The sequence below is a fragment of the Alishewanella sp. BS5-314 genome (assembly GCF_025377695.1).
In the GTDB taxonomy this organism is placed as follows: domain Bacteria; phylum Pseudomonadota; class Gammaproteobacteria; order Enterobacterales; family Alteromonadaceae; genus Alishewanella; species Alishewanella aestuarii.
Genome location: NZ_JACEHJ010000002.1, coordinates 2,542,086 through 2,564,449 on the forward strand (window position 1 = coordinate 2,542,086; position 22,364 = coordinate 2,564,449).

Sequence of the window (22,364 nt, forward strand, 5' to 3'; positions counted from 1 at the left end):
TTGTCTTAGTGCGACCAGTGCACATGCACGATCTTCCAACCGGCGCCTGTATCTACCAGCACCAGCGTTTCTTTACTGATAACGTCAACCGGCTTGCCTTTATAGTCGCCAGTCAGTTGGCTACGGCTAACCGAATAGGCCACCTTGCCCAGCACCTTGGTCTGATGCTCCAGCGCTTCTACCTGTACCGCCGCCATAAATTTCATATCAGCCAGCATATGGTGGCTGGCATACTCGTCAGCCGAGCGCTCTACGCCATTACCTTCGACAATCAGCACGTCATCTGCCAGCATGGCGCGCACCGCTTTGGCATCGCCAGCGCGTAACGCCTGATGAAACGCTTTTACCGCCTGAGCGGCAGCGGTGCTTTCGCCGACGAACAAGGCCGGGGCGGCATGCTTTTCATTGCCGTGCGCCTGCACACTAACGGGGCATAGCAACGCCAGGCCCAGGCTGATGGCAGACAGCGTTTGAATTTTATTGCGAAACATATTAGGTATCCTGTTGTAATTATTAGAATAAAGCGGGCTTAATGGGCTAAGCCCACCACAGTGGTAAAGCTGCTACTGGTTGCCAGTACCAATAGCGCTAACAGCATTTCGATAAAAATAGACCGTGCCAGCAACCGGCTGTTCTGATGTTGCGCCAGCGCTTTGACCAGACTAAATTTGTGCCAGGCAGCCAGCAGTAACATGGCCGCTACCAACATCAACTTAAACAACATTAAGCGGCCATAGTCGGTGACAAACAGTGCACTGGGCGAGTCGAGCAGTTGCAGTAAAATCAACACGCCACAGCTGATAAGCAGTACCAGCAGGTAGAGCGCAACCTGGCCAAACTGCCCCATCAGCGCCACCAGCCTGTCTGGTGCTAAGCGATAACAGCTTTGCCATAGCGGCAGCAACGCGCCTACCCAGGCCGAAATTGCCAGCACATGCAGCGTCAGTAACAGTGGCCACAGGCCTGCCAAACTGGCAACATGGCCGGTTTGGCTGAAACTGGCGGCCAGCAAAAACGCAGCCAGGCTAACTACCGCAATGCTCACTACCGCTTTGCCGCTGTGTTTAACGCGCCAGGCCCAAAGCCACAGCGCTGCATAACCGCATAACCATAAAAGCAGCTGGGTGCGCATTGCCGATTGCCAAACCATCTGTAGCATCAGCCTGTCGGCCATGCCAGCTACGCCTGTTTCGGCCAGCGCACCAGCCTGCAGCGGCAGATACAGTAACGCCAGCACCATACCTGCGGCCGACCACCCCAGTACAAGGCGTTTTAACCACAGCCGAAAGGCAAGGCTATCAGACTGTGGCTGAGCCAGCGCCGGCAACTGCAGCAAAAACGCCGCACCAATACTGCCGCTAACCGCTAAATAACTCAGCAGCTTGTGGGCGAATAAGGCTAATACCCAGGTATCGCTAAACATCGCCAATCTCCAGCCATCTAGTGCTGATGCGCGTGCGCGCTATCAGCTTTCCCCCCGGCGTCAGCGCTGGCGTGGAGCATAAAACTGAAATCACCTTTCATTTTATGACCGTCTTCGCCCAAACCTACCCAGTTAACCTGATAACTACCGATCTCCAGCACTGGCAACGGCCAGCTAAACTGCGTGGCGACAGCGGTGGGCGTAAAGCCAAAATCGACAGTGTTACCGTTATCGTGCAACAGCGTGACTTTCGTCAGCCGGATCGGGCCACTAAAGCTGATACTGAGTACATCCGGTGCCTGCATTAGCATGGCGTTATCCGCCGGCACCGAGCCGCTTTGTTTAACATGCGCCAGCACAGGCCCGGCAAACGCCAAACAGAGCAGAGTAAGCAGCGGGATTAATTTTTTCATGTTGATCACCTTATTTATTAACATCCAAATTGATTAAAACCCTGATCTATTAAAACCAGAACCGCACACCGGCAACCCAGGATGTTTCTGCTGTCGATGCATCCTGCAGGCGGGCAAAATCTGCCGTGTTACCATATTTGTTATGCCACTCTACCCCGACATAGGGTGCGAACTGGCGGGAGAATTCATAGCGTAGCCGAAGCCCGGCGCCCAGTGAAGACAGGCCTTTACCCAGCTGATTGACCTCATCGTCTTTGCCATAGGCTGTCAGCTCCGCCCGGGCCTGCAGGATCAGGCGCTGCGTTAACAGCAGCTCATATTCCGCTTCGGCACTTAACGCGGTGCGACCACCAGTGCCCAGATAAGCCGTGACATCCACTTCAAACCAGTACGGCGCCAAACCCTGCACACCCAATGCTAACCACTGCCGGTTGGTGCCATCGGCAACCTGATCCAGGCGCAGCCCAAGCTGACCATCCCAATAGGCTGCTATCGCGTGGCTCCATAACAGCTCGGTGCTGCTCTCTTCCAGCTTGCCGTCACTGACTTCAGCTTCGGTTTTCAGCACCAACCGATCATAGGTCGTACCATACCAGGCTTGCAGCTCCAGTTCGCCAGCTTCACTGTCGGCATTGTATTCCAGCCGATCGCCCAGCACGGACCACTGTGGATGTTCAACGCCGTGCTTTAAATGGCGTGAATCGGCCATGCCATAGGGCCCGTCAGTCAGGGTGTAGCCGTTGGAGTAGGCATGTGGATCGCGGGCATTAGCCGGCGCCTTACCGCCTTGCATCTGCATATCGGCATGGTTCATCGTGCTGTGATCCATACTGCTGTGATCCACGGCCTGCTCAGCATGGGTCATTTCATTATGGTTCATCTCGGTATGATCCATTTTGCTATGGTCCATCTGGCTATGGTCTACGGCCTGCTCAGCGTGGCCCATTTTACTGTGGTCCATGCCGCTATGATCCATCTGACTGTGATCCATGTCACTAGGGTTCGTCTGGCTATGGTCAACCGCCTGCTCAGCGTGGTTCATCTTGCTATGATCCATTTTGCCGTGGTCCATTTTGCTGTGGTCCATGCCACTGTGCGTTGGTACCGGCGGTTTCTCAGTGGCGTTCTGCGCTGCCACGCCAGGGCTGAGCGCCACAGTACAGGCCAGCGCCAGCAGCGACAAGGTTAGCGTTACGTTGGCTGTTTTCATGACACCACCACTTCTCTGAACATACCCGCATCCATATGGAACAATAAATGACAATGCCAGGCCCAGCGCCCGACATCATGCGGCGTGGTTAAAAAGCTGATGCGCTGCGCCGGTTGCACCGGAATGGTATGGCGGCGTACCTGTACGGCACCGTTGTCACTTTCCAGATCACTCCACATACCGTGCAAATGCATCGGGTGGGTCATCATGGTGTCGTTTTGCAAGATCACCCGGATACGCTGATTGTGCTTCATATGCACCGGTGTGCTTTTACTAAACTCTAAGCCATCGAATGACCAGGTGTAGCGCTCCATATTGCCGGTCAGATGCAGCTCAATTTCCGCCTCCGGGCCGCCCGGCTCAATAATACCGTCCAGCGAATGTAAATCGGCCAGGGTCAGCGCGCGCCGCCCGGTATTGCGCAAACCAATGCCCGGATCGTCCAGGTTGGTTCTTGGCATATCCACCCGCATATCCACCGACGGGCCATACTCGGTGCTGGCATGACGCACAGTTGAACTGGCTTTGGCATAAGGCACCGCCGGGCCATGCTGACTGTGATCGATAGCCATAGCACCATGCTGGCTATGATCTTCCGCGCCATTGCCGTGCGCCATCGCGCTGTGGCCGTGGCTGTGGCTGTCGCTTGCGCCATGGTTCATATTGCCCATCATGTCAGCCATCGTCAGCCATTCCACCGGATCCAGCGCAGGCACCGGTGCATTTAAGCTCTCGGCCACGGCCAGGGTACCGCGGGCATAGCCACTGCGGTCCATGCTCTGGGCAAAAATGGTGTAGGCATCATTTTGCGGCGAGACGACAACATCATAGGTTTCGCCCGGGCCAAAGCGGAACTCATCTACCGTTACCGGGTGTACATTCTGGCCGTCAGCCTGCACCACAGTCATTTTCAGCTCGGGAATACGCACATCAAAAAAGCTGTTGCTGGAGCCATTGATAAAACGCAGCCGCACACGCTCACCGCGCTTAAATAGGCCGCGCCAGTTTGCCAGCGGCGAACTGCCATTCATTAAATACGTAAAAGTGGCCGCGGAGATATCCGCCAGATCGGTGGGGTTCATCCGCATTTGCTGCCACATCTGCCGTTTCGCCAGCGCCGCGTCCAGCCCTCTGTCAGTGATATCGCGCAGCATGTCCTGCACTGTTGGCTGATTAAAATTGTACAAATCACTTTGCACTTTTAATTTGCGAAACACCGTATGTGGATCTTCATCGGTCCAGTCTGACAGCTGCACCACATATTCGCGATCGGCGGCAATTACATCCTGCGCTTTGGGTTCAATGATCAGCGCGCCATACATGCCGGTCATTTCCTGAAAGCCACTGTGCGAGTGATACCAGTACGTGCCGCTTTGCTTTAACGTAAAACGATAGACAAAGGTTTCGCCGGGCATAATGCCTCTGAAGCTCATGCCGGGTACGCCGTCCATCTGGTAGGGTAAAATAATACCGTGCCAGTGAATTGAGCTGGGCACCGACAAGGTATTGGTTACCCGTATGGTCACGTCATCGCCTTCTCGCAAGCGTAAGGTCGGTGCCGGTATCGAACCGTTGATGGTGGTGGCTTTACGGACCACGCCGGTAAAATTTACCAGCGCTTCGCCGATGGTTAAATCAATCACGTTACCGCTGAGCTCAGTGGCATAGCCGGTAAAGGCATTATCTTTAAAGGCGCTACCCGCCCTGACGATATGCGGAAAAGTGGCCAGCACGCCGCCCACCGCCAGCCCCTGCACAAACCGGCGCCGTGAAATCGATACCGGCATCATGGTGTTAGCCTTTATCATCTGCAACCTCCAATACTCTCTATATGCGTAGCAGTGTAGAGGACGAAACTGTCAGCAGCATGACATGAACATGACAAAGTTGTAATCTTGCTGTCATGTTGCTGTTTGGCGTTTTATGGCCTAATACTGCCAAAGCTATGTTTGGAGATGACAAGATGCGTTTGCTGATTGTAGAAGATGAACAAAAAACCGGTGACTATTTAAAGCAAGGCCTGAGCGAAGCCGGTTTTCAGGTGTCACTGGTCAGAAATGGCCTGGATGGCCATCATCTGGCGATGACAGAAGATTTCGATTTAATCATGCTGGATGTGATGCTGCCGGACGTCAGCGGCTTACGTATTGTTCAGGCGCTAAGAGAAAATCATAACCATACGCCGGTACTATTTCTGTCGGCCCGCGACAGCGTCGACGACAGGGTGAAAGGCCTGGAGCTTGGCGCCGACGACTACCTGATCAAACCCTTTGCTTTCTCAGAGGTGCTGGCCCGGGTCAGAACCCTGCTACGGCGTGGTCAGGCCGTACCGCAGTCAGAATTATTGCAGGTCGCCGATTTACAACTGGATATCGCCAAGCGTAAAGCCAGCCGCAGCGGCGCCAAAATAACATTGAGTAATCAGGAATTTAGCTTGCTTGAGCTGCTGATGCGCCGCCGCGGCGAAGTACTGCCACGCTCGCTTATCGCCTCGCAGGTGTGGGATATGAATTTTGACAGCGACACCAATGTTATCGATGTAGCTATCCGCCGCTTGCGCGCCAAAATTGATGATGGCTTTGCGGCAAAACTGATCCACACCGTGCGCGGTATGGGCTATAAACTGGACGATGAGCAAACTGATGCATAAAGCTGGCAAACGCCCTCTCTCGATCACCGTTCGCGTGGTACTTTTTGTCGCGCTAACCATTTCGATTTGCCTGTTCTTCGTGCAGCAATTACTGCTCAGCTCAGTCGAACATCACTTTATCGAGCAGGACGCCGACGAATTAGCCGTGATCCTGCACGCGGTTGAGCACACGCTGACTACCGCTCAGGACGGCCAGCAACAGCCGGCACAGACGCTGGCCAAAGCGGTATCGGGCCATCACGGTGTTTACTATCAGGTGATGGATAGCCAGAACCGCTTACTGTACCGCAATGCCGACGTTGACTTAAGCCTGCTGGCTGCCAACACCCCGGCCAGCGCCGACTACAATGCCAAAACCATCCACCACTGGCAGCTGGACGGCAAAGCCTATCGCGGTGTGTTCAGCCGCCTGACCACGGCAGATCAGCACTATAAGGTAATTGCTGCTATTGATATCAGTTTTCATACCCATTTCTTGGCGCAGTTACAGCGCAGCCTGGGGCTGATTTTACTCGGCTCTGCACTGCTCACCTTGCTGGCGGCCTGGCTGGCGGTGCATCAGGGGTTGAATCCACTCAGAGGCCTGAGCGAACAAATGCGTGATATTCAAACCAGTAAACTGGATATTCGCTTGTCCCCGGGCGAGGTCCCGACCGAACTGCGCCACATGGTGCAGTCTTTTAATCTGATGTTAGATCGGCTGGAGCAGGGGTTTACCAAGCTGTCGCACTTTAGTGCCGACATCGCCCACGAGCTGCGCACGCCGCTGACCAATATGATCACGCAAACGCAGGTCAGCTTATCGCGCGCGCGCAGCGCCGACGAGTACCAGAATCTGCTGTTCTCCAATCTGGAAGAGCTGGAGCGGCTGAATAAAATGATTAGCGATATGCTGTGGCTGGCCAAAAGTGACAATGGCCTGTTAACACTGCAAAAGCAGCCGCTGGAGCTAAAGCAGGAAGTGGCCGCAATTTTCAACTTTTTCGAAGCCTGGGCGGCAGAAAGTCAGGTTGGCCTTAGCTATCACGGTGCCAATATTATTGTGCAGGCAGATCGCACCTTGCTGCGCCACGCCCTGACCAATTTATTATCCAATGCGCTTAGGTATACCCCGCCCGGCGAAACCATTACCGTCAGCACCACCGCAGCAGCCGACAGCACCACCATCACGGTAGAAAACCCGGGCCAGCCGATCCCGCCACAGCATTTGCCGTTTTTATTCGATCGCTTCTATCGTGCTGACGCCTCGCGCCAACGCCAGATAGAAGGCTCGGGTTTGGGCCTAGCCATTACCAAAGCCATAGTCGATGCTCATCAGGGCCAGTTAAGCGTCGAATCAGATGCGCGCTCTACCCGCTTTAGCATCAGGCTTAAACTGGCGTGACGTCGGTTAAACTCACCGCGGTGCTATGCGGTATTAGCCAAGTAACATCCACAGCGCCACGCCAAACATCAGGCTGGCGCCGATGCGGTTTAAATACTGCACACGGTTAGTTTTACTGAAAAACAGCGCTAAGGCTTTGCCGCCACTGGCGTACAGCAACATAGAGCCAAATTCCAGCAGCAGAATAATCGCCACTAGCACCAACAGCTGTGGCCAGAACGCCAGCTGGCTGTCGATAAAAGGCGGCAACAGCGCCATATGAAACGCCCAGCCTTTGGGGTTAGACACCGCGGTAATAAAGCCCTGGCTAAATAAAGTACGCCGTGCCAGCCTGGCGGGCAGCTCGCCTGGTTGCGGCAACGCCAGTTTGCCTTTAGCACGCCACATTTGCAGGCCTATGTAAGTGAGATATGCCGCACCCACCAACTTAAACCACTGAAACAGCGTTGGGAACTGCAGCATTATCGCCGCCACACCGCATACCGCCAGTATCGCCACCAGCGCCACGCCGAGCATTTCGCCCCACATCATCCACAGCGTACGGCGCACGCCCTGGCTCATGCCCAACGTCATCGCCAGTGTCATGCACATGCCCGGGGTAACCGAAACAAACAAAAACGTCGGAATAAACGCGCCCAGCAACGCCAGATTAACCATAACCACCTCAACTGCAAGATGGCGCTATTCTGGCCGGTTGCAGCAGCGCCAGCAAGGGCGTTAAGCGGGGGTTTTTAGTCAACCCGGCGCAGTAGCAAAATTATTCACAAAGAGGTTTTATTGCAATGGTAAGCAGGCAAAGTAGGAACGCTATTTAAAGGATTTAGCCCAAAAATCAAAGCGACTCTCGCGGTATATCTTTGCCTTGCCCTGCACGCAGTTCTTCCTGCTGCGGTAACTCCTGCCAGCATCCTGCCAACTCACGTACGGTTTGCGGCCAGTCGGCGTGATAGCCTTTGTAGTCTTGCTCGTTACCGGGATAAGTAGTTGGTTCAGTCATAGCTAGCTCCAAGCCCTTATTTGAGAGTAAGTATAACGTTGCTGGTTGCAGACTCTTAAGCATTACCTTCCCGCATTTGTTATTAGATAGTTACCCTGACACCATTTCTTGCTTTCGCCTCTTTTAATGCATAAATTAATCACTATAATTTAACTTTTTAATTACGTTGCACAAAAAAGGAATCGGTGCTATGGAGCAACAATCTGTTTTAAAAGATGTTTTTATCTCAATGGGTGCATGGGTTTGCTGTGTTTGCCTTGATAGCAGCTGGGTTACCACACCCTCAGCGCGGTTTTTATGCCCAAGAGACCAGGTGCGCTCTCCGGTTACAAAGGGATTTGAATGCCCCATACGTTTTGCAATGCGTCTATCTCGCTCGCGCTCCCACTCGGTAACGGGAAACTGCTTATCCCAAGCCATTAAAAGCTGCTGTTGTTGGCGAGACATGTTGAGGTCATAACGGTCGTGCATGTAAAAGTAAATCCGAGCGATTTGCCCTTTAATCGCATCGCGCGGCTCTGCGGCTCTTGCACTAAAATCGATTTTAACCGGACATTGACCATGCTGCGGCTTGGCATTAGAAAGCATGGTGAAGTTGAAATTGGAGCGGTCGGCATTGACTGGAACAGCTTTATCAGCGATACCCATCGAGTGATCAAGATGTGCTCTAGAGAGTGGGCTGTACTGAACAAACTTTAAGATGGAATGGTATTATACGGTCAGGTGTTCAGAAACACGTTACCGCACACACATTCAGGCACTCTTTCGCAACGCAGCTTTTAAAAGCGGGAACAGACATTCGTACAGTTCAAGAGCTGTTAGGGCATACGGATTTGAAGACAACTCAAATATATACACATGTCATCGGTCAACATTCATCAGGGACAATTAGCCCTATAGACCGATAATTTCGTTTTAAATAAACCGGGCTTCATGTCCGGTTTTGCGGTAAAAGCGGTCATTCGCATGCGGATTGTGTTGAGGTGCTGAATCTCTGCTTTCGCTCATAACTGACTGTCAGGGTTGACCGAAGCCTCCGCATATACAGTCAGATCTGATAATAGCTACTACACTTAAACTAAAATGAAAAGAATTGAGCATTACCCGTTAATGATTGCTCTTGATCAGACACTCACCTCTTTCGCCCAAGATCAGTGTAACATTATCCCTGCGGGGGAAAGGATTAGTTCCTCCTCCCATAGCGGCATAACAATATGGGCGAACCGCTCAAACAAGAGTTTTCGGTAACCCTCATCGTCGATTTGCAGTACAAAATGGTAACTGTTGAGCATGGTGTAGATCCGTTGCTCATCGTAATCGACTCTCTCTACCGGTGTTGTCCTGATAAAGTGTGCGCCATATTTCTCAGATAGGCGCACACCATATACATAGCTAAAAGGAAAAAAATCATCTTTAACGAATGTGAATGCCAGCAGAAGACCTCCATCATTTTTCTTCACGGGACACTACTCCTGCGGGTTTAAAAGGTGTTGGGTCAATATTCGATGTATTGCCGGGCGATAAAACATACCGGTCTGGGAGCAGATCTGATTGACACTTAAACCTGACTCGAAGAGGTAAACGACGGATCCCCTCCTCAATGCACTTGCCCCGATCCCCGGAAATCCGGCGTGAGCGCATGCTTTTGGCCAACACTCTTTGTAGAGCCAAGCTAAATTGATGCGAAGCCTTTTACCCTGTGTATCAGTAAAGACGTGTTGATAGTTACCGGTCTTCTTCATCTGCACGAAGAGCAAACGCCGTGCATAAGGCACAACATTAATTTCCCGCCCAGCCACTCTGAACAACGATGCTTGCAAGTCGTAATCGGCCCATTTAAGTGTCAGCAGCTCTGACGCGGATATCCCGAGGTAATATTGCAAAAGAAAGTACTCCCGGTACTTCACAGGAAAATGATGTGCAATGCTGAGCATATCGCCATGGGTAAGCGGGAACCCACTTAATGCCGAAAAGTCTGGCTTAAATTGAAATGGTCTGGGAAATACGTAGGTTAGGGCTGCGCAATCTAACACATCAATCACCATGGCAATCGTATCCCTGCGGTCGCGTTGACTGATGTTTAACACGGTACGTAACACCTCTACTAATTTCATGAGGTGGAACCCCAAGATCTCGTCGACTTTCTCTTTGCCAATACAGCCCATCGTGAGGTAAATCAGTTTACTGGGAAGCTTATAGCGGGCTCTGTCAAACTGATGGTTGTAAAATGACTCAAAGGTCGGGAGGCCTCTCCAGCCTGGCGAAATAAAGCGAGACTGCAATGCGTTGAACATCGATACGTTGCGGCTATGAGGAAAATGCAGCATGTAATCAAAGGTGCCTTGATGGAGTTCCTTCTGGATCTGTTGGTACTTGTTTTTAAGGCGTAAACGGTTCTCGGTAGAATCGGCATAGCCAGTGCTCTCACTGAACCGGCAACCCAGCATCTTCAATCGAAGAGTCAGCTTTCCTTCTGTATCGCGGATAATTGCTCTCATCTTTTTCCTCCAGCACCAGAAGATTGGTGCTCATTTTTTTGAAAACCGGTTATGATAGGAATTGGAACCTGAGGAGGGGTGATGATCCGGTACCACTTAATGACGTTAATCGAGCAAAAATCTATTCGTGATGGAGTAAAAATCACGTTGAAAGATGTTGCGCTAGCCACTGATATTCATCGTGCGACATTGTCACGGATGGTAAATATGCAGCACCGAAACGTCACGACCGAGACCATCGACCGCCTCTGCACCTACTTCGAGGTTCCCGTGGAGCAACTGATCGAGCATATTCCCGATTGATGATGCTCCAACAGGCCCACTAGTCAGGCCATTGGTCCATGCCGCGCTCCAGGTGCCGTAGAAGACGACCCTCAATATCCCCAAGTGACAGTGTTGAGAAATCCGAATCAATTTTGGATTGGCATTCCAGCCAGCAGTAAAGTGCTTCAGCATTGTTTTTCTCAGTACCTTGGCCCAAGAGCATGACTAGCCCTTTTCGCTGAGGGGAGATTTGCAGTGCGTTTAAGAGATACTCCTTAACATTGTTGAGGCGGGTTTGTTTGATTTTTAACGCAAACATTGATTGCGTCAGGATATTTGCCGATTGAGTCATCATCGCGTTTCTCCAACATCAAATCGAAACCATCCCTGGCAAACAGGCACATCCATGATCAGCACTTACTTAGCCATGTTCAGTTGCCTACCATGAATGTAGCTTTTATTCGACATATGTCAAATAAAAGCGACACAAAATGGTGAAAATTTCTCCAAATTTATCGCCCGTCCAACGATCTTGCGGCAGTTTTCAAGCTTATACCCATTGGTTCATCAAGATCTAAGGGGTTAATTGCCCGCTTATGACAGTTGTGGATCCAACGGGTAAAGCGCTTCTCATACTCGACAACGCGAGCTTTAAGTTCGGCGTTTTCTTCCCGTAAGCGATCAAGTTCGCTATCCACAGAGCCGGCTTTCTGAACGCGGGTTTTGAGTGTCTTAAGAGCCTGTTTTACCTCCTGATATTTGGTTTTAATACGCGGATTTGCACTAAGCGCCTGGCGGCTATAACCAAACGCTTTTTGCAGGTTAGCCCAGGACAATCCTGTCCCGAAGCACCCTGTTGCCCACTCATCAAGGAGCTGAACAATTTTTTGTTCCGCTTCATCAGTGATATATCTTGTCGTCATCCTTATACCTCGCAGGAATCACGACCATTGGGGAAGATTTGAACGATGTCACCCGGTTTGTAGTCAGGATCCTCCTCGATTGCTAATGCGGCATTGCATCCGTCGACCAACTCCTTGTGATGTAAATACCACGCATTGGCGCCGGTAAAGCCCTCCTGGGCATCTTCCAGTGCCCGGTCCATTTGTGCCTGCGCGATATTTCTGCGTGTAGTAAGGCGGGCTATTTCCTGCTCATCTCCTTTTGTACGCCGGTAATGCTTGCAGTTATGCAAGCAGGCGTAATGTAAGCCACAGGGTCCCTGAACATAATCATGTCGGCAGCGCCCAATATCCATGATGTGTGAACTACCAAAGCTCTCCAGATCTTTGGTGAGCTCATTAGGCGTGAGCAAAGGAAAGCGGCGTGCTAATGCCGCAGCCTCCTCTAACGGCACATCCTGAGGCGTTTTGAAAACGGCGTTATTCACGTTTCTTAGTGCTGTTTCAACCGAGGTGGAAGGCAACCGATGGTTGTATGCCTTGTTATCCCGGGTGCCTGAGCGCAGAAAGTTCTTCGCGATCTCTTCCTGTGAAAAAGCGTCTGACTCCTGCATGATGGTGTTTAGCAGATGCCTGAACTGATGTGTTCGCACCTCAGCATCGTGGTGGATCTCCCCCAATTCAGGGAAGCTGTAACGCTCAAATACGTTAAGCATTCTGGCGCTATCACCGGATACGCGCGAGACGTAATCGCGGCCATTGAAGAAATCCCGGATCTGCGTACCGGTAAGCGGCTCTGCAAAGACGTTCAACATCTCTTTGGGCGTGTACTGGTCTTTAAAACGCAGTGTGATGATATTCCAAAGGGGAACCTTGATTTTTGCCATGCCGATCCCGTCTATCACTGGCTTAATGCGTTCCCTGTAGGCATTAGTAAAGCCCTGATGAATGTCGGCGACTTTGAAGAACGTGCTCTTGTGCTTTGAGCCTGGCGCTGGCATCACTCCATAGCGCTTTAGGGTCGTGATGGTATTACTTATCGACGACGCCCCTATAACCTCCATGATCTGCCGTGAGGTTAGTAACTCGTTGTCATCAAAGTGCATGAACTTGGTCCACTTGCCCTCCTGAAGCAACATCCGGCAAACATACCTTTGCTCCTCAGAAAGGGCGATTAGCCGTTCAATTGCCGTGAATATGATCTCTGTCATGCTGGGCGGGACAATTTTACTGTCCCAGACATATCGTTTTCTGGCCAGAACCCGGATCTTCAATAGCCGGCAATAGCGACCACTTTGTGGATCAAGTTCAGGCTCATACGCCATAAACTCATCCCGGGTCGGAATACAGTTGAGATCCAGACTCACGAACTCATCCATCCTGAAACCGCACGCCATCAAGATCACAGCCATGCAGGTGAGCGCCTTGTCACGCTCTTCCAGCTCGTCATAGTGCTGCCAGAGGGCAGAGAAGAAGACCAGCACCTCGGCCTTAGGTAGCATTTCCGCCCGTCGTTTGCTGATCTCCGGCGTGTTACGGGATTGAAGGTTGCCACCGTGCTTTGCACTGCGGCTAATTGGATTAACCCAACTCATTGGCATGACAGTTAAGCCAAGCTCTTGCATCCTATCCGCTATGTAACTTAGCCTTTCGCCAGTGACATAGAGCGTAGAGCGTTTCTCGCCATGCTGAATGGCGAGCTTCATCGCTTCATCAAACAACCCGGGTGAGAATTGAATGACATGTTGGCAACCATGCAGCTCAGCGACTTCATACAAATAACGCAGTGCCCGCATCATTACCATATGGGCATTATGACCAATAGGATGATTGGCATGCGCTGTTACAATCAACGCTTTGGCGAAGGAGGCAAACGGCTCCGTAAAGGGCTTTTCATCACCCCGTTTTTGTTTAACGCCTTTTTTAAGCCCAGAGCGCTGAGTGAAGAGAATATTACTCCTCTCTGCTAACCCTCTGGCCACAACTGTCGATTCAAAGCCCGTGATGTCCCAAACGTGATGATGCCAATCAACTTGGCCTTTAAAAACCAGCGCACATAACTTTTGCCCCAAATCGACTAACTGGGCAAAGTTCTCTTCGCAGTTTTGTGTCGGAGACCACAAACGAGCAATGTTATTTAGCGGAGTATCCCGCTCTTCAACACTGAGATCGGGCAGTAACGTGTATGTCAGCTTCAGTGCGTTGGTCTTACTCATGATCCACCTCCAGACGACGAACGAGTTCATTGCATGCATTGATGTGCGGCACGGTATAGAATCCGGGGGGCGCATCGTCCCCGAATTTTTCCCTCACTTCGTTTTGCATTGCCATTAGCACCTCCTGATGAACTGAGATGTCATTGGATGCTTCAAACTTATTGCAGCCATAACAGGAATAGGGGGGTTGCAATGAGCAGGGAGAGCCCTTGGCACAAAGGCCAATGCCAACGAGCTTTTTTAGCGAATCAGGACCAAAGACGGTGTTGATGTTCTTTCGCTTCACCAGCTCTTTCAGGGTAATTTTTCCCTCAAAGAATGCCAGGTGGTCGCTGAAGTACTTTTTGTAAACCGCATCAACGCGCAGGGCAAAATTCACCCCTAGCTGGTAGTAGACCATGATGTGCTGCAGATCTTCATGGTCAAGTAACTCCATCAACGCGATCGCCGGCGTCCCCATCAAAGCCGCGTGGGTCGCGAAGGTCTTGCGAAGTCGACGTGGCGTTAGCTTAAGGTCCAGAGCAGGCAGTCCTTTGCTCACTCGCCATTCATCAATGAACGCTATGACGTCACTGGGTGAATTGTGGAAAAATGAATACCCAGGCGAAGCTTCGAACCTCTCAAAAGTGGCCTGCCGATTTCGCCTTCCATTGTCATTTTTTCCGATGAAAAGCAGTTGCTCTTCATTACCAGCCATCAACTGACTTGAGAATAAGTCGCCGTAAGTGACGGAGATGAGCTGCTCTATCATCTCTCCTAAGAACACCGGTAAGATCCGTGACTTAAACTGTGTACGAGGCAACATATGTCGCTTCTTAACGGAGGGGACGTTCAGCAAGTACGTCTTATTGCCGGTATCTTCGTCGACATTGACGGAGAAATCCGCGGTCATTAGTAGTAGTAGTTGCTTCGGCCTTACTCCCAGCACCACAAACAACCAGGTTGCGACAAGTTTAGGGAAAATAGGGTGATAAGGGGTAACACGCTGACGACACTCATATAGCGATTTGCGTAACAGTGTCATCTCATCCGAGCGAAGTGGCGAGCGACCTTCCATGTAGACCATGACGTCTAGGCCCTTGTGATTGCCTTTAAAGGACAATTTAGAAAGCACCTGACAGGTTTTGCGCTCAAAGAGGGTTAACCCTAGATGGTACGAGCGAAGGTACCAATGCCTCAGGTTGTTTAGATGTGTCTCATCATCACGATTTCGATTAGATACGATGAAGTCAAAGACAAACTCGCTCAACTGTTGGGCGAGTGATGGTTCGTCCTCCCATTCATCAATTGATTTGCACAGGCGTTTGAGGATCTCAAAGAAATTAGCAACCGTATTCGGCGACATTTTTTCGAGGAAGAACTCCAATGCATACTTGATTTCACTTACCAGCAACTCTGGGAATCTGCTAAGTGCAGACCAGTTCAGTGAAACGGGCTCGGTTTCGCCGATTTGCCACACCTCTGCAGACGTATCGATCCGCCGGGAACGGCCCATAATAGACGCCTTGTCGAAAAGGGGTCTGTCAATAGGGGAGATGATCGCGTTGGGTTTTAGTCTAGCGCGGGTTGCTTGTGTCATGGGCTCTTACCTCATCAGCCATGAAGTACCCCTCCCTATAAAAACAGGGCTTGAGTGACTTCTGTGTTAAATGGCTAAGTAAGGTAATTCGCGTCTTAATTGAACGACGCTTTACACAAACAATCTATAAGATCCATCTTTAAATGAGCATAACCTGATGATTAACATCAGCCTGATCCTCGGCCACGGTTGCCATTCCTCGGTCAACCTTCAATAGAACATTTCCTCTCCTAGCGGAAACGTTGTTTATAAATTAAACCGTGATGATATTTTTTGCAAGTATTCGGAAGCTAAAATTTCTCTTGCACGTTTGGTGTAATTTTTACCTTGCTCACTGTCTGAGCTCCAACCGCACAGTTCCCGCTGCATATTTTTAAATTCCTCAGAATTCACATCCAAGCCAGAGGCAAGCACGATGAGATCATTAAACGTATGCCTGAACTGATATGGGAGCAGTCCCTTAAACATGTCAGGATCAAGTTTACGAAGACGCTCACAAATGTGATAAACCCCCCGATAGGTCATCGGTTTAGGCTCCTTGAAGGAGTTTAGTAACAAGTAGGGAGGTGCCTTAGCTGCGGCCCTGCCACGTAGTTTTCGCTCCGTGCTGATATAGGTGTCGATCATCTGAGCGACCTTATCGCTGATCGGAATATCACGGGTATAGGTTTTGACATTTGGCGGGTACGCCCGCGGATCTAAATCCAGAGTGGTGTTCTGACTTAACCGAAGTGCATAGCCATATGGCTTTTTGATTAATGCGTCAGGACGCATTGAAAGAAGCTCCCCTTCCCGGACACCTGTCAGGATCAAGATCTGAACGATAAGTTGATTTCGTAATCTGACCCTGTCTTGGAATGGGTTTTGTGGATTGTCAGGATTGACCCACCACAGTAACTTGGTCACCTGCTCTTCAGTCAGACCATAACGTTGTTTAGCATGCTTTAACCCACCTCGTTCAATCAAGATCTGACGGAACTGCGTGATGAAGTCTCTCATGCGCTTTGCATAAGGATCGGTTTTCTTGCGACTGCCGGCGAAAACGTTTCCATGAAACTCAAGGTAATTGAGAATTTGATTCGCACGCTGCCGGTAAGTATCGATACTGATAAACGTATTCTTAGCGATCTCGATCGTTTGCGGCGCATGAGTCTTCGCGTTCACCCGGTAACGAAGATATTCTTTCAAAGACTCCATTTCGACGAAGGTTAGGAACTCACCACTTTTCATGCGTTCAAGCAAATCAATCTGATTGTCTATAGCCCACAAATAAAGTTTGACGATAGAGTTGGAGATCTTCAATCGGTAGGCATGCGAACGATTACGAAATCGGGCAACGTACATGTTGATATCAATGGGGGGCATACCGTCTTTGTCACACACGATCACTTCACGATCACCATGCGACTCGACTTCTATGAGGCGAACAGAATAGGCCATTGCATCACTCCAGACAACCTAACAACAAGTTGGAAGTATAGCACTGATTTTAAAGGTGTTTCAGTTTTGAAACACTTGGTTTTATTGTCACGAAAAAACGTAACTTCATATGCTTTTCAACATACAAAAAGGGATTAAAAACCCACTTTCGTCGCAAACAATCGACGTCTTTACACTTGTCTTTACATTTTGAAAACGTAAGAAATCCTCAAAAACCAAGCTAAATTACCCAAAAGGTAAACAACTTGATTTTTGAGTGTAACCTGCTATTCTGTAAGAGAAATTTTCAATATATTCTAATTTGTCTTTACAAAACTAAAACTGTTGAGTCAAAACGGGATATCGTCATCAAAGTCGATTGGTGGTTCCATCGGCGGACGCTGCTGCGCTGGCGGTTGTTGCTGGAAGCCACCTTGTGGCTGTGCCGGCTTTTGATAATTACCTTGCGGCTGGAAATTCTGTTGTGGTGCGCCCTGATAGGCAGCTTGCTGCGGTGCGGCTTGTTGTGGCGCCCGCGGCTGATAACCTTGCTGGCCGCCGCCCATTCCACCACCCATGCCGCCACCCTGGCCTTCGCCACGACCGTCCAGCATTTGCAGCTCATTGGCAACGATTTCAGTGGTGTAACGCTCTACGCCTTGCTGATCCTGCCACTTACGGGTTTTCAGCTTGCCTTCGATATACACCTTAGAGCCTTTACGCAGATATTCGCCGGCAATTTCTGCCAGACGCTGGTAAATCACGACCCGGTGCCATTCGGTTTGCTCTTTCATTTCGCCGGTAGCTTTATCTTTCCAGCTTTCAGAGGTCGCAATGCTCAGGTTAGCGACGGCGCCGCCCTGCGGCATATAACGGACTTCCGGATCCTGGCCCAGATTACCGATTAAAATGACTTTGTTAATTCCACGCGCCATGCGTATTTCTCCTGCAAAATTGTTACTGATTGCCAGCGGCAATCAAAGACTGAGCCTGTGCGATGTCAAACTGCTGCGAACTGACTTTCAGGTAGCAGCGCTGATCGGCCAATAAAATAGTGACTTCCTGTACCCCGGCCAGGCTACTGAGCCTGGCTGCCAGCTGGCCGGCTTGCTGCTCAGTGCTGACAGCAACCGGTAGCGATAAGCGCTGGGCACGGGCGGGCACCTGCATGGTGCTGGCTATGATAAGCCATACTAAACCAATTACTGCTAGGGCGCCATACACCGCCATAAAACCAAAGTGCTGGGCGATAGCACCACCCAGCAAGCCGCCTAAAAAGGCACCGAAAAACTGGCTGCTGGAGTAAATCCCCATCGCACTGCCACGCTGGCCGGCGGGTGCCACCCGCGACACCATTGCCGGTAAACTGGCTTCCAGAAAATTAAAGCCGGTAAAAAATACCAGCAGGGCCAGCGCCAACAACCAGAAGCTGTTTGCCTGCCAAGCGATTAACATCGCAATAACTAATAATAGTATATTTATTAAAAAATACCGTTTTTCCTGCTGCCGGCGCATCGCAATAAGCATCATCGGCACCATAAATACAAACGACAGCAATAATACCGGTAAATACAGCTGCCAATGCTGCTCTGCCGCGAACTGCTGCGACGCCAGTAGCGGCGGTAGTGCAACAAACATCGCCGTAAGCATCAGGTGCAACAATAATACGCCTAAGTCCAGCTGTAATAATTGCCGATGCCGGAACATCGCAGCCAAACTTTGCGGTAAAGCTAAGGTTTCGGCAGCCGGTGCCTTACTGACACTTTTCGGCACCACGAAAGCAACCAACAACATGGCCGCCACCGCCATTACCGCAGTAAACCAGAACACGCCACTTAAACCGGCCAGTTTCGCCAGCAAGGGCCCCAGTACCATTGCCAAGGCAAAGGATAAACCGATGGTGGCGCCGATAATCGCCATCACTTTCGGCCGCTGCTCTTCGCGCGTCAAATCTGCCGCCAGTGCTAATACGGCTCCGGAAATCGCCCCGGCACCCTGTAATACCCGGCCCAGCGTCACCAGATAAACAGACTCTGCCAGCGCCGCCACGACCGAACCCAGCACAAACAGCGCTAAGCCCAGCAGCATAACTCTATGCCGGCCAATTTTGTCCGACAGCCAACCAAAAGGAATTTGTAACATCGCCTGGGTTAAACCATAGGCGCCAATCGCTAACCCGATCCACAGCGGGGAAAAACCGGCCAGCTGTTCGCCGTACAGCGCAAACACCGGCAATAGCATAAAGAGCCCGAGCATACGGGTAGAAAACACCAGCGCCAGCGCTACGGCGGCGCGCTTTTCCAGGGCATTCAAATGATGCATGCGAACAGCTAACACCAGAGGTTCAAAATAAACAGGGCGGCAGTTTAGCATAAAAAAGCCGGCCGGCGGCAGCGCCCGCAGCAATGCCTGCCATTGCGACAGTGAAATTCTGCCTACGGCGGGCCAAAGCCGGATTGGCGGCGTATAAGCAGCTTTAATCCGCTTGTCGCTGGCAATTACTGCGCAGCCTAGTGTATATTTGTACAGCATTATCCGGCTAAATGGAACCACCATGGACAAAATTGAGATCCGCGGCGCCCGCACCCACAACCTGAAGAATATTTCGCTAACCCTGCCACGCGACAAACTGATCGTGGTAACAGGTTTATCCGGCTCCGGTAAATCGTCGCTGGCCTTTGATACTCTGTATGCCGAAGGGCAACGCCGCTATGTCGAATCGCTGTCGGCCTATGCCCGGCAGTTTTTAAGCCTGATGGAAAAGCCGGATGTCGATCATATTGAAGGCTTGTCACCGGCGATCTCGATTGAACAAAAGTCGACCTCCCATAACCCGCGCTCTACTGTGGGTACCATTACCGAAATTTACGATTATCTGCGCTTATTATTTGCGCGGGTCGGCGAGCCGCGTTGTCCGGAGCATGATCTGCCACTGGCCGCGCAAACCATTAGTGAGATGGTGGATAAAGCCACCGAATTTCCGGAAGGTACCAAGCTGATGGTGTTGGCACCGGTGGTGCAGGAGCGCAAAGGTGAGCATGTTAAAACGCTGGAAAGCCTGGCGGCACAGGGCTATGTGCGGGCGCGGATTGACGGTGAAATTTGCGATCTGTCCGATCCGCCAAAGTTAGATCTGCAGAAAAAGCACACCATTGAAGTGGTAGTGGACCGCATTAAGGTGCGGGATGATATTAAGCTGCGGCTGGCCGAGTCGTTCGAAACCGCACTGCAACTGTCGGGCGGCGTGGCGCGGGTGGCGCTGATGGACCAGCCTGATGCTGAAGAGCTGGTGTTTTCCGCTAACTATGCTTGTCCGACTTGCGGTTACTCCATGACCGAGCTGGAGCCACGGCTGTTTTCCTTTAATAACCCGGCCGGCGCCTGCCCCAGCTGCGATGGTTTGGGCGTCAAGCAATTCTTCGACCCGAAAAAAGTGGTGGTCAGTGATGAGCTGAGTCTGGCTGGCGGGGCGATCCGCGGTTGGGATAAGCGTAACTTCTATTATTTTCAGATGCTAAAGGCACTGTCTGAACACTACGATTTTCAGCTGGATGTGCCCTTTAACAGCCTGAGCAAAAAGCAGCAGGACGTGATCCTGTATGGCAGCGGCAATACCATTATCGACTTTAAATACCTGAATGACCGCGGCGATATTGTGCTGCGCAGCCATCCGTTTGAGGGCATTTTACCGAATATGGAGCGCCGCTACCGCGAAACCGAATCGAACTCGGTACGCGAAGAGCTAAGTAAATATCTGGCCAGCCAGCCTTGCCCCAGCTGTCATGGCACCCGGCTACGTACCGAAGCCCGCCACGTCTTTATCGGTAAAACCACCTTACCGCAAGTGGTAGAACTGGCGATTGGCGATTGTCTGGCATTTTTCCAGCAACTGAGCCTGACCGGCCAGAAAGCCAAAATTGCCGAAAAGGTATTAAAAGAAATTCAGGATCGGCTGCAGTTTCTGGTGAATGTCGGCCTTAACTACCTGAACCTGTCGCGCAGCGCCGAAACCCTGTCTGGCGGCGAAGCACAGCGCATCCGTTTAGCCAGCCAGATCGGCGCCGGTTTAGTTGGCGTGATGTATGTGCTGGATGAGCCCTCTATCGGTTTGCACCAGCGTGATAACGACCGCTTACTGGCGACGCTGAATCATCTGCGCGATCTGGGTAATACCGTTATCGTGGTTGAGCATGACGAAGATGCCGTGCGGGCCGCGGACTATATTATTGATATCGGCCCCGGTGCCGGCGTGCATGGCGGCAATATCGTAGCGCAGGGTACGCTGCAACAGGTGATGGCAGTAGAAGAGTCGCTGACCGGCCAGTATATGTCGGGGGCGCGCAAAATCGCGGTGCCAGCGAAGCGTACGCCACTGAATGATAAATGGTTAAAGCTGACCGGCGCCAGCGGCAATAACCTGAAAAACGTCGATCTCGCCATTCCCTTTGGCCTGATGACCTGTGTTACCGGGGTATCCGGCTCCGGGAAGTCGACACTGATCAACGATACCCTGTTCCGCATCGCCCACCGGGTATTAAATAAAGCCGAGGGTGACGATCCGGCGCCCTATCAGGCGGTAAGCGGACTGGAGCATTTTGATAAAGTAATCGATATCGATCAAAGCCCGATTGGTCGCACGCCGCGATCGAACGCCGCAACCTACACCGGTATTTTTACCGGCGTACGCGAGCTGTTTGCCGGTACCCAGGAAGCGCGCTCACGCGGTTATCAGGTAGGTCGCTTTAGTTTTAACGTCAAAGGCGGGCGCTGTGAGGCCTGTCAGGGCGATGGCGTCATAAAAGTGGAAATGCATTTTTTACCCGATGTGTATGTGCCCTGCGATGTTTGTAAGGGCAAACGCTATAACCGCGAAACGCTGGAAATTAAATACAAAGGCAAGAATATCCACCAAGTGCTGGATATGACGGTGGAAGATGCGCTGGATTTCTTTGACGCCATCCCGGCGATTAAGCGTAAGGTGCAAACGCTGATGGATGTTGGCCTGTCCTATATTAAGCTCGGGCAGTCGGCGACCACCTTATCCGGCGGTGAAGCGCAACGGGTGAAACTGGCACGCGAGCTGAGTAAACGCGATACCGGTAAAACTCTGTATATTCTCGATGAACCGACCACCGGCCTGCATTTTTACGATATCCAGCAGCTGCTGAATGTCTTGCACCGGCTACGCGATCACGGCAATACCATAGTGGTCATTGAGCATAATCTGGATGTGATTAAAACCGCCGACTGGATTGTCGACTTAGGCCCGGAAGGTGGCAGCGGCGGCGGCGAAGTCCTGATTGCCGGCACGCCTGAGCAGGTTGCAGTTTGTGAGCGGTCTTATACCGGTAAATATTTAAAGCCGATGTTGGGATAAACCGATTAAGGCAGCACAACAGTGCTGCCTTG

The 22,364-nt window shown here is 51.3% G+C and carries 21 protein-coding genes and 1 pseudogene; 5 read left to right on the plus strand and 17 right to left on the minus strand.

The genetic code is table 11. From position 1 onward, the window contains the following. Positions 1–5: 5 nt before the first annotated feature. The 5 genes from H1D31_RS16350 to H1D31_RS16370 form a co-directional block, all read right to left on the minus strand. The gene (locus tag H1D31_RS16350; protein ID WP_065955933.1) at positions 6–491 is read right to left on the minus strand and encodes a YybH family protein; all 486 of its coding nucleotides are present in this window, start codon (positions 489–491) and stop codon (positions 6–8) included. Between the two features lie 38 nt (positions 492–529). Continuing rightward, on the minus strand, positions 530–1,423 hold the full coding sequence (locus tag H1D31_RS16355; RefSeq protein ID WP_261259898.1) for a CopD family protein: 894 nt from the start codon (positions 1,421–1,423) through the stop codon (positions 530–532). A gap of 17 nt (positions 1,424–1,440) precedes the next feature. After that, entirely contained in the window at positions 1,441–1,836 is a 396-nt protein-coding gene (locus tag H1D31_RS16360) for a copper resistance protein CopC (RefSeq protein WP_057788395.1), read from the minus strand. A 49-nt stretch (positions 1,837–1,885) separates the two neighbouring features. Continuing rightward, positions 1,886–2,701, minus strand: a complete 816-nt coding sequence (locus H1D31_RS16365; protein WP_409976794.1) for a copper resistance protein B — start codon at positions 2,699–2,701, stop codon at positions 1,886–1,888. 341 nt (positions 2,702–3,042) lie between these two features. Continuing rightward, positions 3,043–4,854 carry a copper resistance system multicopper oxidase gene (locus H1D31_RS16370; protein ID WP_008985531.1) on the minus strand — a complete coding sequence of 604 codons (1,812 nt, stop codon included), beginning with the start codon at positions 4,852–4,854 and terminating at the stop codon, positions 3,043–3,045. Between the two features lie 155 nt (positions 4,855–5,009). Here H1D31_RS16370 and H1D31_RS16375 point away from each other — a divergent pair, with 155 nt between their 5' ends. Next, the gene (locus H1D31_RS16375) at positions 5,010–5,696 is read left to right on the plus strand and encodes a heavy metal response regulator transcription factor (protein WP_008950841.1); all 687 of its coding nucleotides are present in this window, start codon (positions 5,010–5,012) and stop codon (positions 5,694–5,696) included. Then, positions 5,689–7,080 (plus strand): Cu(+)/Ag(+) sensor histidine kinase, encoded by a 1,392-nt coding sequence (locus H1D31_RS16380; RefSeq protein WP_008950842.1) that lies wholly within the window; start codon positions 5,689–5,691, stop codon positions 7,078–7,080. The genes H1D31_RS16375 and H1D31_RS16380 overlap by 8 nt, the downstream gene beginning before the upstream one ends. Positions 7,081–7,113: 33 nt before the next feature. On the opposite strand, the gene H1D31_RS16385 is transcribed toward H1D31_RS16380, so the two are convergent. The 3 genes from H1D31_RS16385 to H1D31_RS16395 all read right to left on the minus strand — a co-directional run bounded on the left by H1D31_RS16385 (position 7,114) and on the right by H1D31_RS16395 (position 8,725). Beyond that, positions 7,114–7,737, minus strand: a complete 624-nt coding sequence (locus H1D31_RS16385) for a LysE family translocator (protein WP_261259905.1) — start codon at positions 7,735–7,737, stop codon at positions 7,114–7,116. Positions 7,738–7,912: 175 nt separating this feature from the next. Next, a complete protein-coding gene (locus tag H1D31_RS16390; protein WP_157999935.1) occupies positions 7,913–8,077 on the minus strand; it encodes a hypothetical protein in 165 nt (54 codons plus the stop codon). Positions 8,078–8,212: 135 nt separating this feature from the next. Next, positions 8,213–8,725: an endonuclease I family protein gene (locus H1D31_RS16395; RefSeq protein ID WP_261259908.1), complete on the minus strand. Its 513-nt coding sequence runs from the start codon at positions 8,723–8,725 to the stop codon at positions 8,213–8,215. A gap of 74 nt (positions 8,726–8,799) precedes the next feature. On the opposite strand from H1D31_RS16395, the pseudogene H1D31_RS16400 reads away from it, so the two are divergent. After that, positions 8,800–8,985: pseudogene (locus H1D31_RS16400) on the plus strand (tyrosine-type recombinase/integrase); the annotation flags it as partial. Between the two features lie 243 nt (positions 8,986–9,228). Here the strand turns inward: H1D31_RS16400 and H1D31_RS16405 are convergent. After that, complete coding sequence (locus H1D31_RS16405) at positions 9,229–9,537, minus strand: hypothetical protein (RefSeq protein ID WP_215398979.1); 309 nt, start codon at positions 9,535–9,537, stop codon at positions 9,229–9,231. A 6-nt stretch (positions 9,538–9,543) separates the two neighbouring features. Further along, on the minus strand, positions 9,544–10,575 hold the full coding sequence (locus H1D31_RS16410; RefSeq protein WP_215398980.1) for an Arm DNA-binding domain-containing protein: 1,032 nt from the start codon (positions 10,573–10,575) through the stop codon (positions 9,544–9,546). 99 nt (positions 10,576–10,674) lie between these two features. Between H1D31_RS16410 and H1D31_RS16415 the strand changes: the two genes are divergently transcribed. Further along, positions 10,675–10,878: a helix-turn-helix domain-containing protein gene (locus H1D31_RS16415; RefSeq protein WP_251372534.1), complete on the plus strand. Its 204-nt coding sequence runs from the start codon at positions 10,675–10,677 to the stop codon at positions 10,876–10,878. 19 nt (positions 10,879–10,897) lie between these two features. Here the strand turns inward: H1D31_RS16415 and H1D31_RS16420 are convergent, their stop codons facing one another. The 7 genes from H1D31_RS16420 to H1D31_RS16450 all read right to left on the minus strand — a co-directional run bounded on the left by H1D31_RS16420 (position 10,898) and on the right by H1D31_RS16450 (position 19,487). Then, entirely contained in the window at positions 10,898–11,194 is a 297-nt protein-coding gene (locus tag H1D31_RS16420; RefSeq protein WP_261259911.1) for a hypothetical protein, read from the minus strand. A 157-nt stretch (positions 11,195–11,351) separates the two neighbouring features. Next, the gene (locus H1D31_RS16425; protein ID WP_261259912.1) at positions 11,352–11,762 is read right to left on the minus strand and encodes a hypothetical protein; all 411 of its coding nucleotides are present in this window, start codon (positions 11,760–11,762) and stop codon (positions 11,352–11,354) included. Between the two features lie 2 nt (positions 11,763–11,764). Beyond that, positions 11,765–13,957, minus strand: a complete 2,193-nt coding sequence (locus H1D31_RS16430) for a hypothetical protein (RefSeq protein ID WP_261259913.1) — start codon at positions 13,955–13,957, stop codon at positions 11,765–11,767. Next, the gene (locus H1D31_RS16435; RefSeq protein ID WP_261259914.1) at positions 13,950–15,536 is read right to left on the minus strand and encodes a site-specific integrase; all 1,587 of its coding nucleotides are present in this window, start codon (positions 15,534–15,536) and stop codon (positions 13,950–13,952) included. The genes H1D31_RS16430 and H1D31_RS16435 overlap by 8 nt, the downstream gene beginning before the upstream one ends. A gap of 246 nt (positions 15,537–15,782) precedes the next feature. Further along, entirely contained in the window at positions 15,783–16,976 is a 1,194-nt protein-coding gene (locus H1D31_RS16440; RefSeq protein ID WP_261259915.1) for a site-specific integrase, read from the minus strand. A 329-nt stretch (positions 16,977–17,305) separates the two neighbouring features. Continuing rightward, positions 17,306–17,890: a single-stranded DNA-binding protein gene (gene ssb, locus H1D31_RS16445; protein WP_008606349.1), complete on the minus strand. Its 585-nt coding sequence runs from the start codon at positions 17,888–17,890 to the stop codon at positions 17,306–17,308. A gap of 22 nt (positions 17,891–17,912) precedes the next feature. Continuing rightward, positions 17,913–19,487: an MFS transporter gene (locus tag H1D31_RS16450; RefSeq protein WP_261259916.1), complete on the minus strand. Its 1,575-nt coding sequence runs from the start codon at positions 19,485–19,487 to the stop codon at positions 17,913–17,915. 22 nt (positions 19,488–19,509) lie between these two features. On the opposite strand from H1D31_RS16450, the gene uvrA reads away from it, so the two are divergent. Then, positions 19,510–22,332, plus strand: a complete 2,823-nt coding sequence (uvrA, locus tag H1D31_RS16455) for an excinuclease ABC subunit UvrA (protein ID WP_261259917.1) — start codon at positions 19,510–19,512, stop codon at positions 22,330–22,332. Positions 22,333–22,364: the final 32 nt, after the last annotated feature.

Excerpts from the sequence above, each read along its gene's own strand:
- H1D31_RS16350 (WP_065955933.1), bottom strand. The coding sequence starts at position 491 with ATGTTTCGCAATAAAATTCAAACGCTGTCTGCCATCAGCCTGGGCCTG.
- H1D31_RS16355 (WP_261259898.1), bottom strand. The coding sequence starts at position 1,423 with ATGTTTAGCGATACCTGGGTATTAGCCTTATTCGCCCACAAGCTGCTG.
- H1D31_RS16360 (WP_057788395.1), bottom strand. The coding sequence starts at position 1,836 with ATGAAAAAATTAATCCCGCTGCTTACTCTGCTCTGTTTGGCGTTTGCC.
- H1D31_RS16365 (WP_409976794.1), bottom strand. The coding sequence starts at position 2,701 with ATGACCCATGCTGAGCAGGCCGTGGATCACAGCAGTATGGATCACAGC.
- H1D31_RS16370 (WP_008985531.1), bottom strand. The coding sequence starts at position 4,854 with ATGATAAAGGCTAACACCATGATGCCGGTATCGATTTCACGGCGCCGG.
- H1D31_RS16375 (WP_008950841.1), top strand. The coding sequence starts at position 5,010 with ATGCGTTTGCTGATTGTAGAAGATGAACAAAAAACCGGTGACTATTTA.
- H1D31_RS16380 (WP_008950842.1), top strand. The coding sequence starts at position 5,689 with ATGCATAAAGCTGGCAAACGCCCTCTCTCGATCACCGTTCGCGTGGTA.
- H1D31_RS16385 (WP_261259905.1), bottom strand. The coding sequence starts at position 7,737 with ATGGTTAATCTGGCGTTGCTGGGCGCGTTTATTCCGACGTTTTTGTTT.
- H1D31_RS16390 (WP_157999935.1), bottom strand. The coding sequence starts at position 8,077 with ATGACTGAACCAACTACTTATCCCGGTAACGAGCAAGACTACAAAGGC.
- H1D31_RS16395 (WP_261259908.1), bottom strand. The coding sequence starts at position 8,725 with ATGGGTATCGCTGATAAAGCTGTTCCAGTCAATGCCGACCGCTCCAAT.
- H1D31_RS16410 (WP_215398980.1), bottom strand. The coding sequence starts at position 10,575 with ATGAGAGCAATTATCCGCGATACAGAAGGAAAGCTGACTCTTCGATTG.
- H1D31_RS16415 (WP_251372534.1), top strand. The coding sequence starts at position 10,675 with ATGACGTTAATCGAGCAAAAATCTATTCGTGATGGAGTAAAAATCACG.
- H1D31_RS16420 (WP_261259911.1), bottom strand. The coding sequence starts at position 11,194 with ATGATGACTCAATCGGCAAATATCCTGACGCAATCAATGTTTGCGTTA.
- H1D31_RS16425 (WP_261259912.1), bottom strand. The coding sequence starts at position 11,762 with ATGACGACAAGATATATCACTGATGAAGCGGAACAAAAAATTGTTCAG.
- H1D31_RS16430 (WP_261259913.1), bottom strand. The coding sequence starts at position 13,957 with ATGAGTAAGACCAACGCACTGAAGCTGACATACACGTTACTGCCCGAT.
- H1D31_RS16435 (WP_261259914.1), bottom strand. The coding sequence starts at position 15,536 with ATGACACAAGCAACCCGCGCTAGACTAAAACCCAACGCGATCATCTCC.
- H1D31_RS16440 (WP_261259915.1), bottom strand. The coding sequence starts at position 16,976 with ATGGCCTATTCTGTTCGCCTCATAGAAGTCGAGTCGCATGGTGATCGT.
- ssb (WP_008606349.1), bottom strand. The coding sequence starts at position 17,890 with ATGGCGCGTGGAATTAACAAAGTCATTTTAATCGGTAATCTGGGCCAG.
- H1D31_RS16450 (WP_261259916.1), bottom strand. The coding sequence starts at position 19,487 with ATGCTGTACAAATATACACTAGGCTGCGCAGTAATTGCCAGCGACAAG.
- uvrA (WP_261259917.1), top strand. The coding sequence starts at position 19,510 with ATGGACAAAATTGAGATCCGCGGCGCCCGCACCCACAACCTGAAGAAT.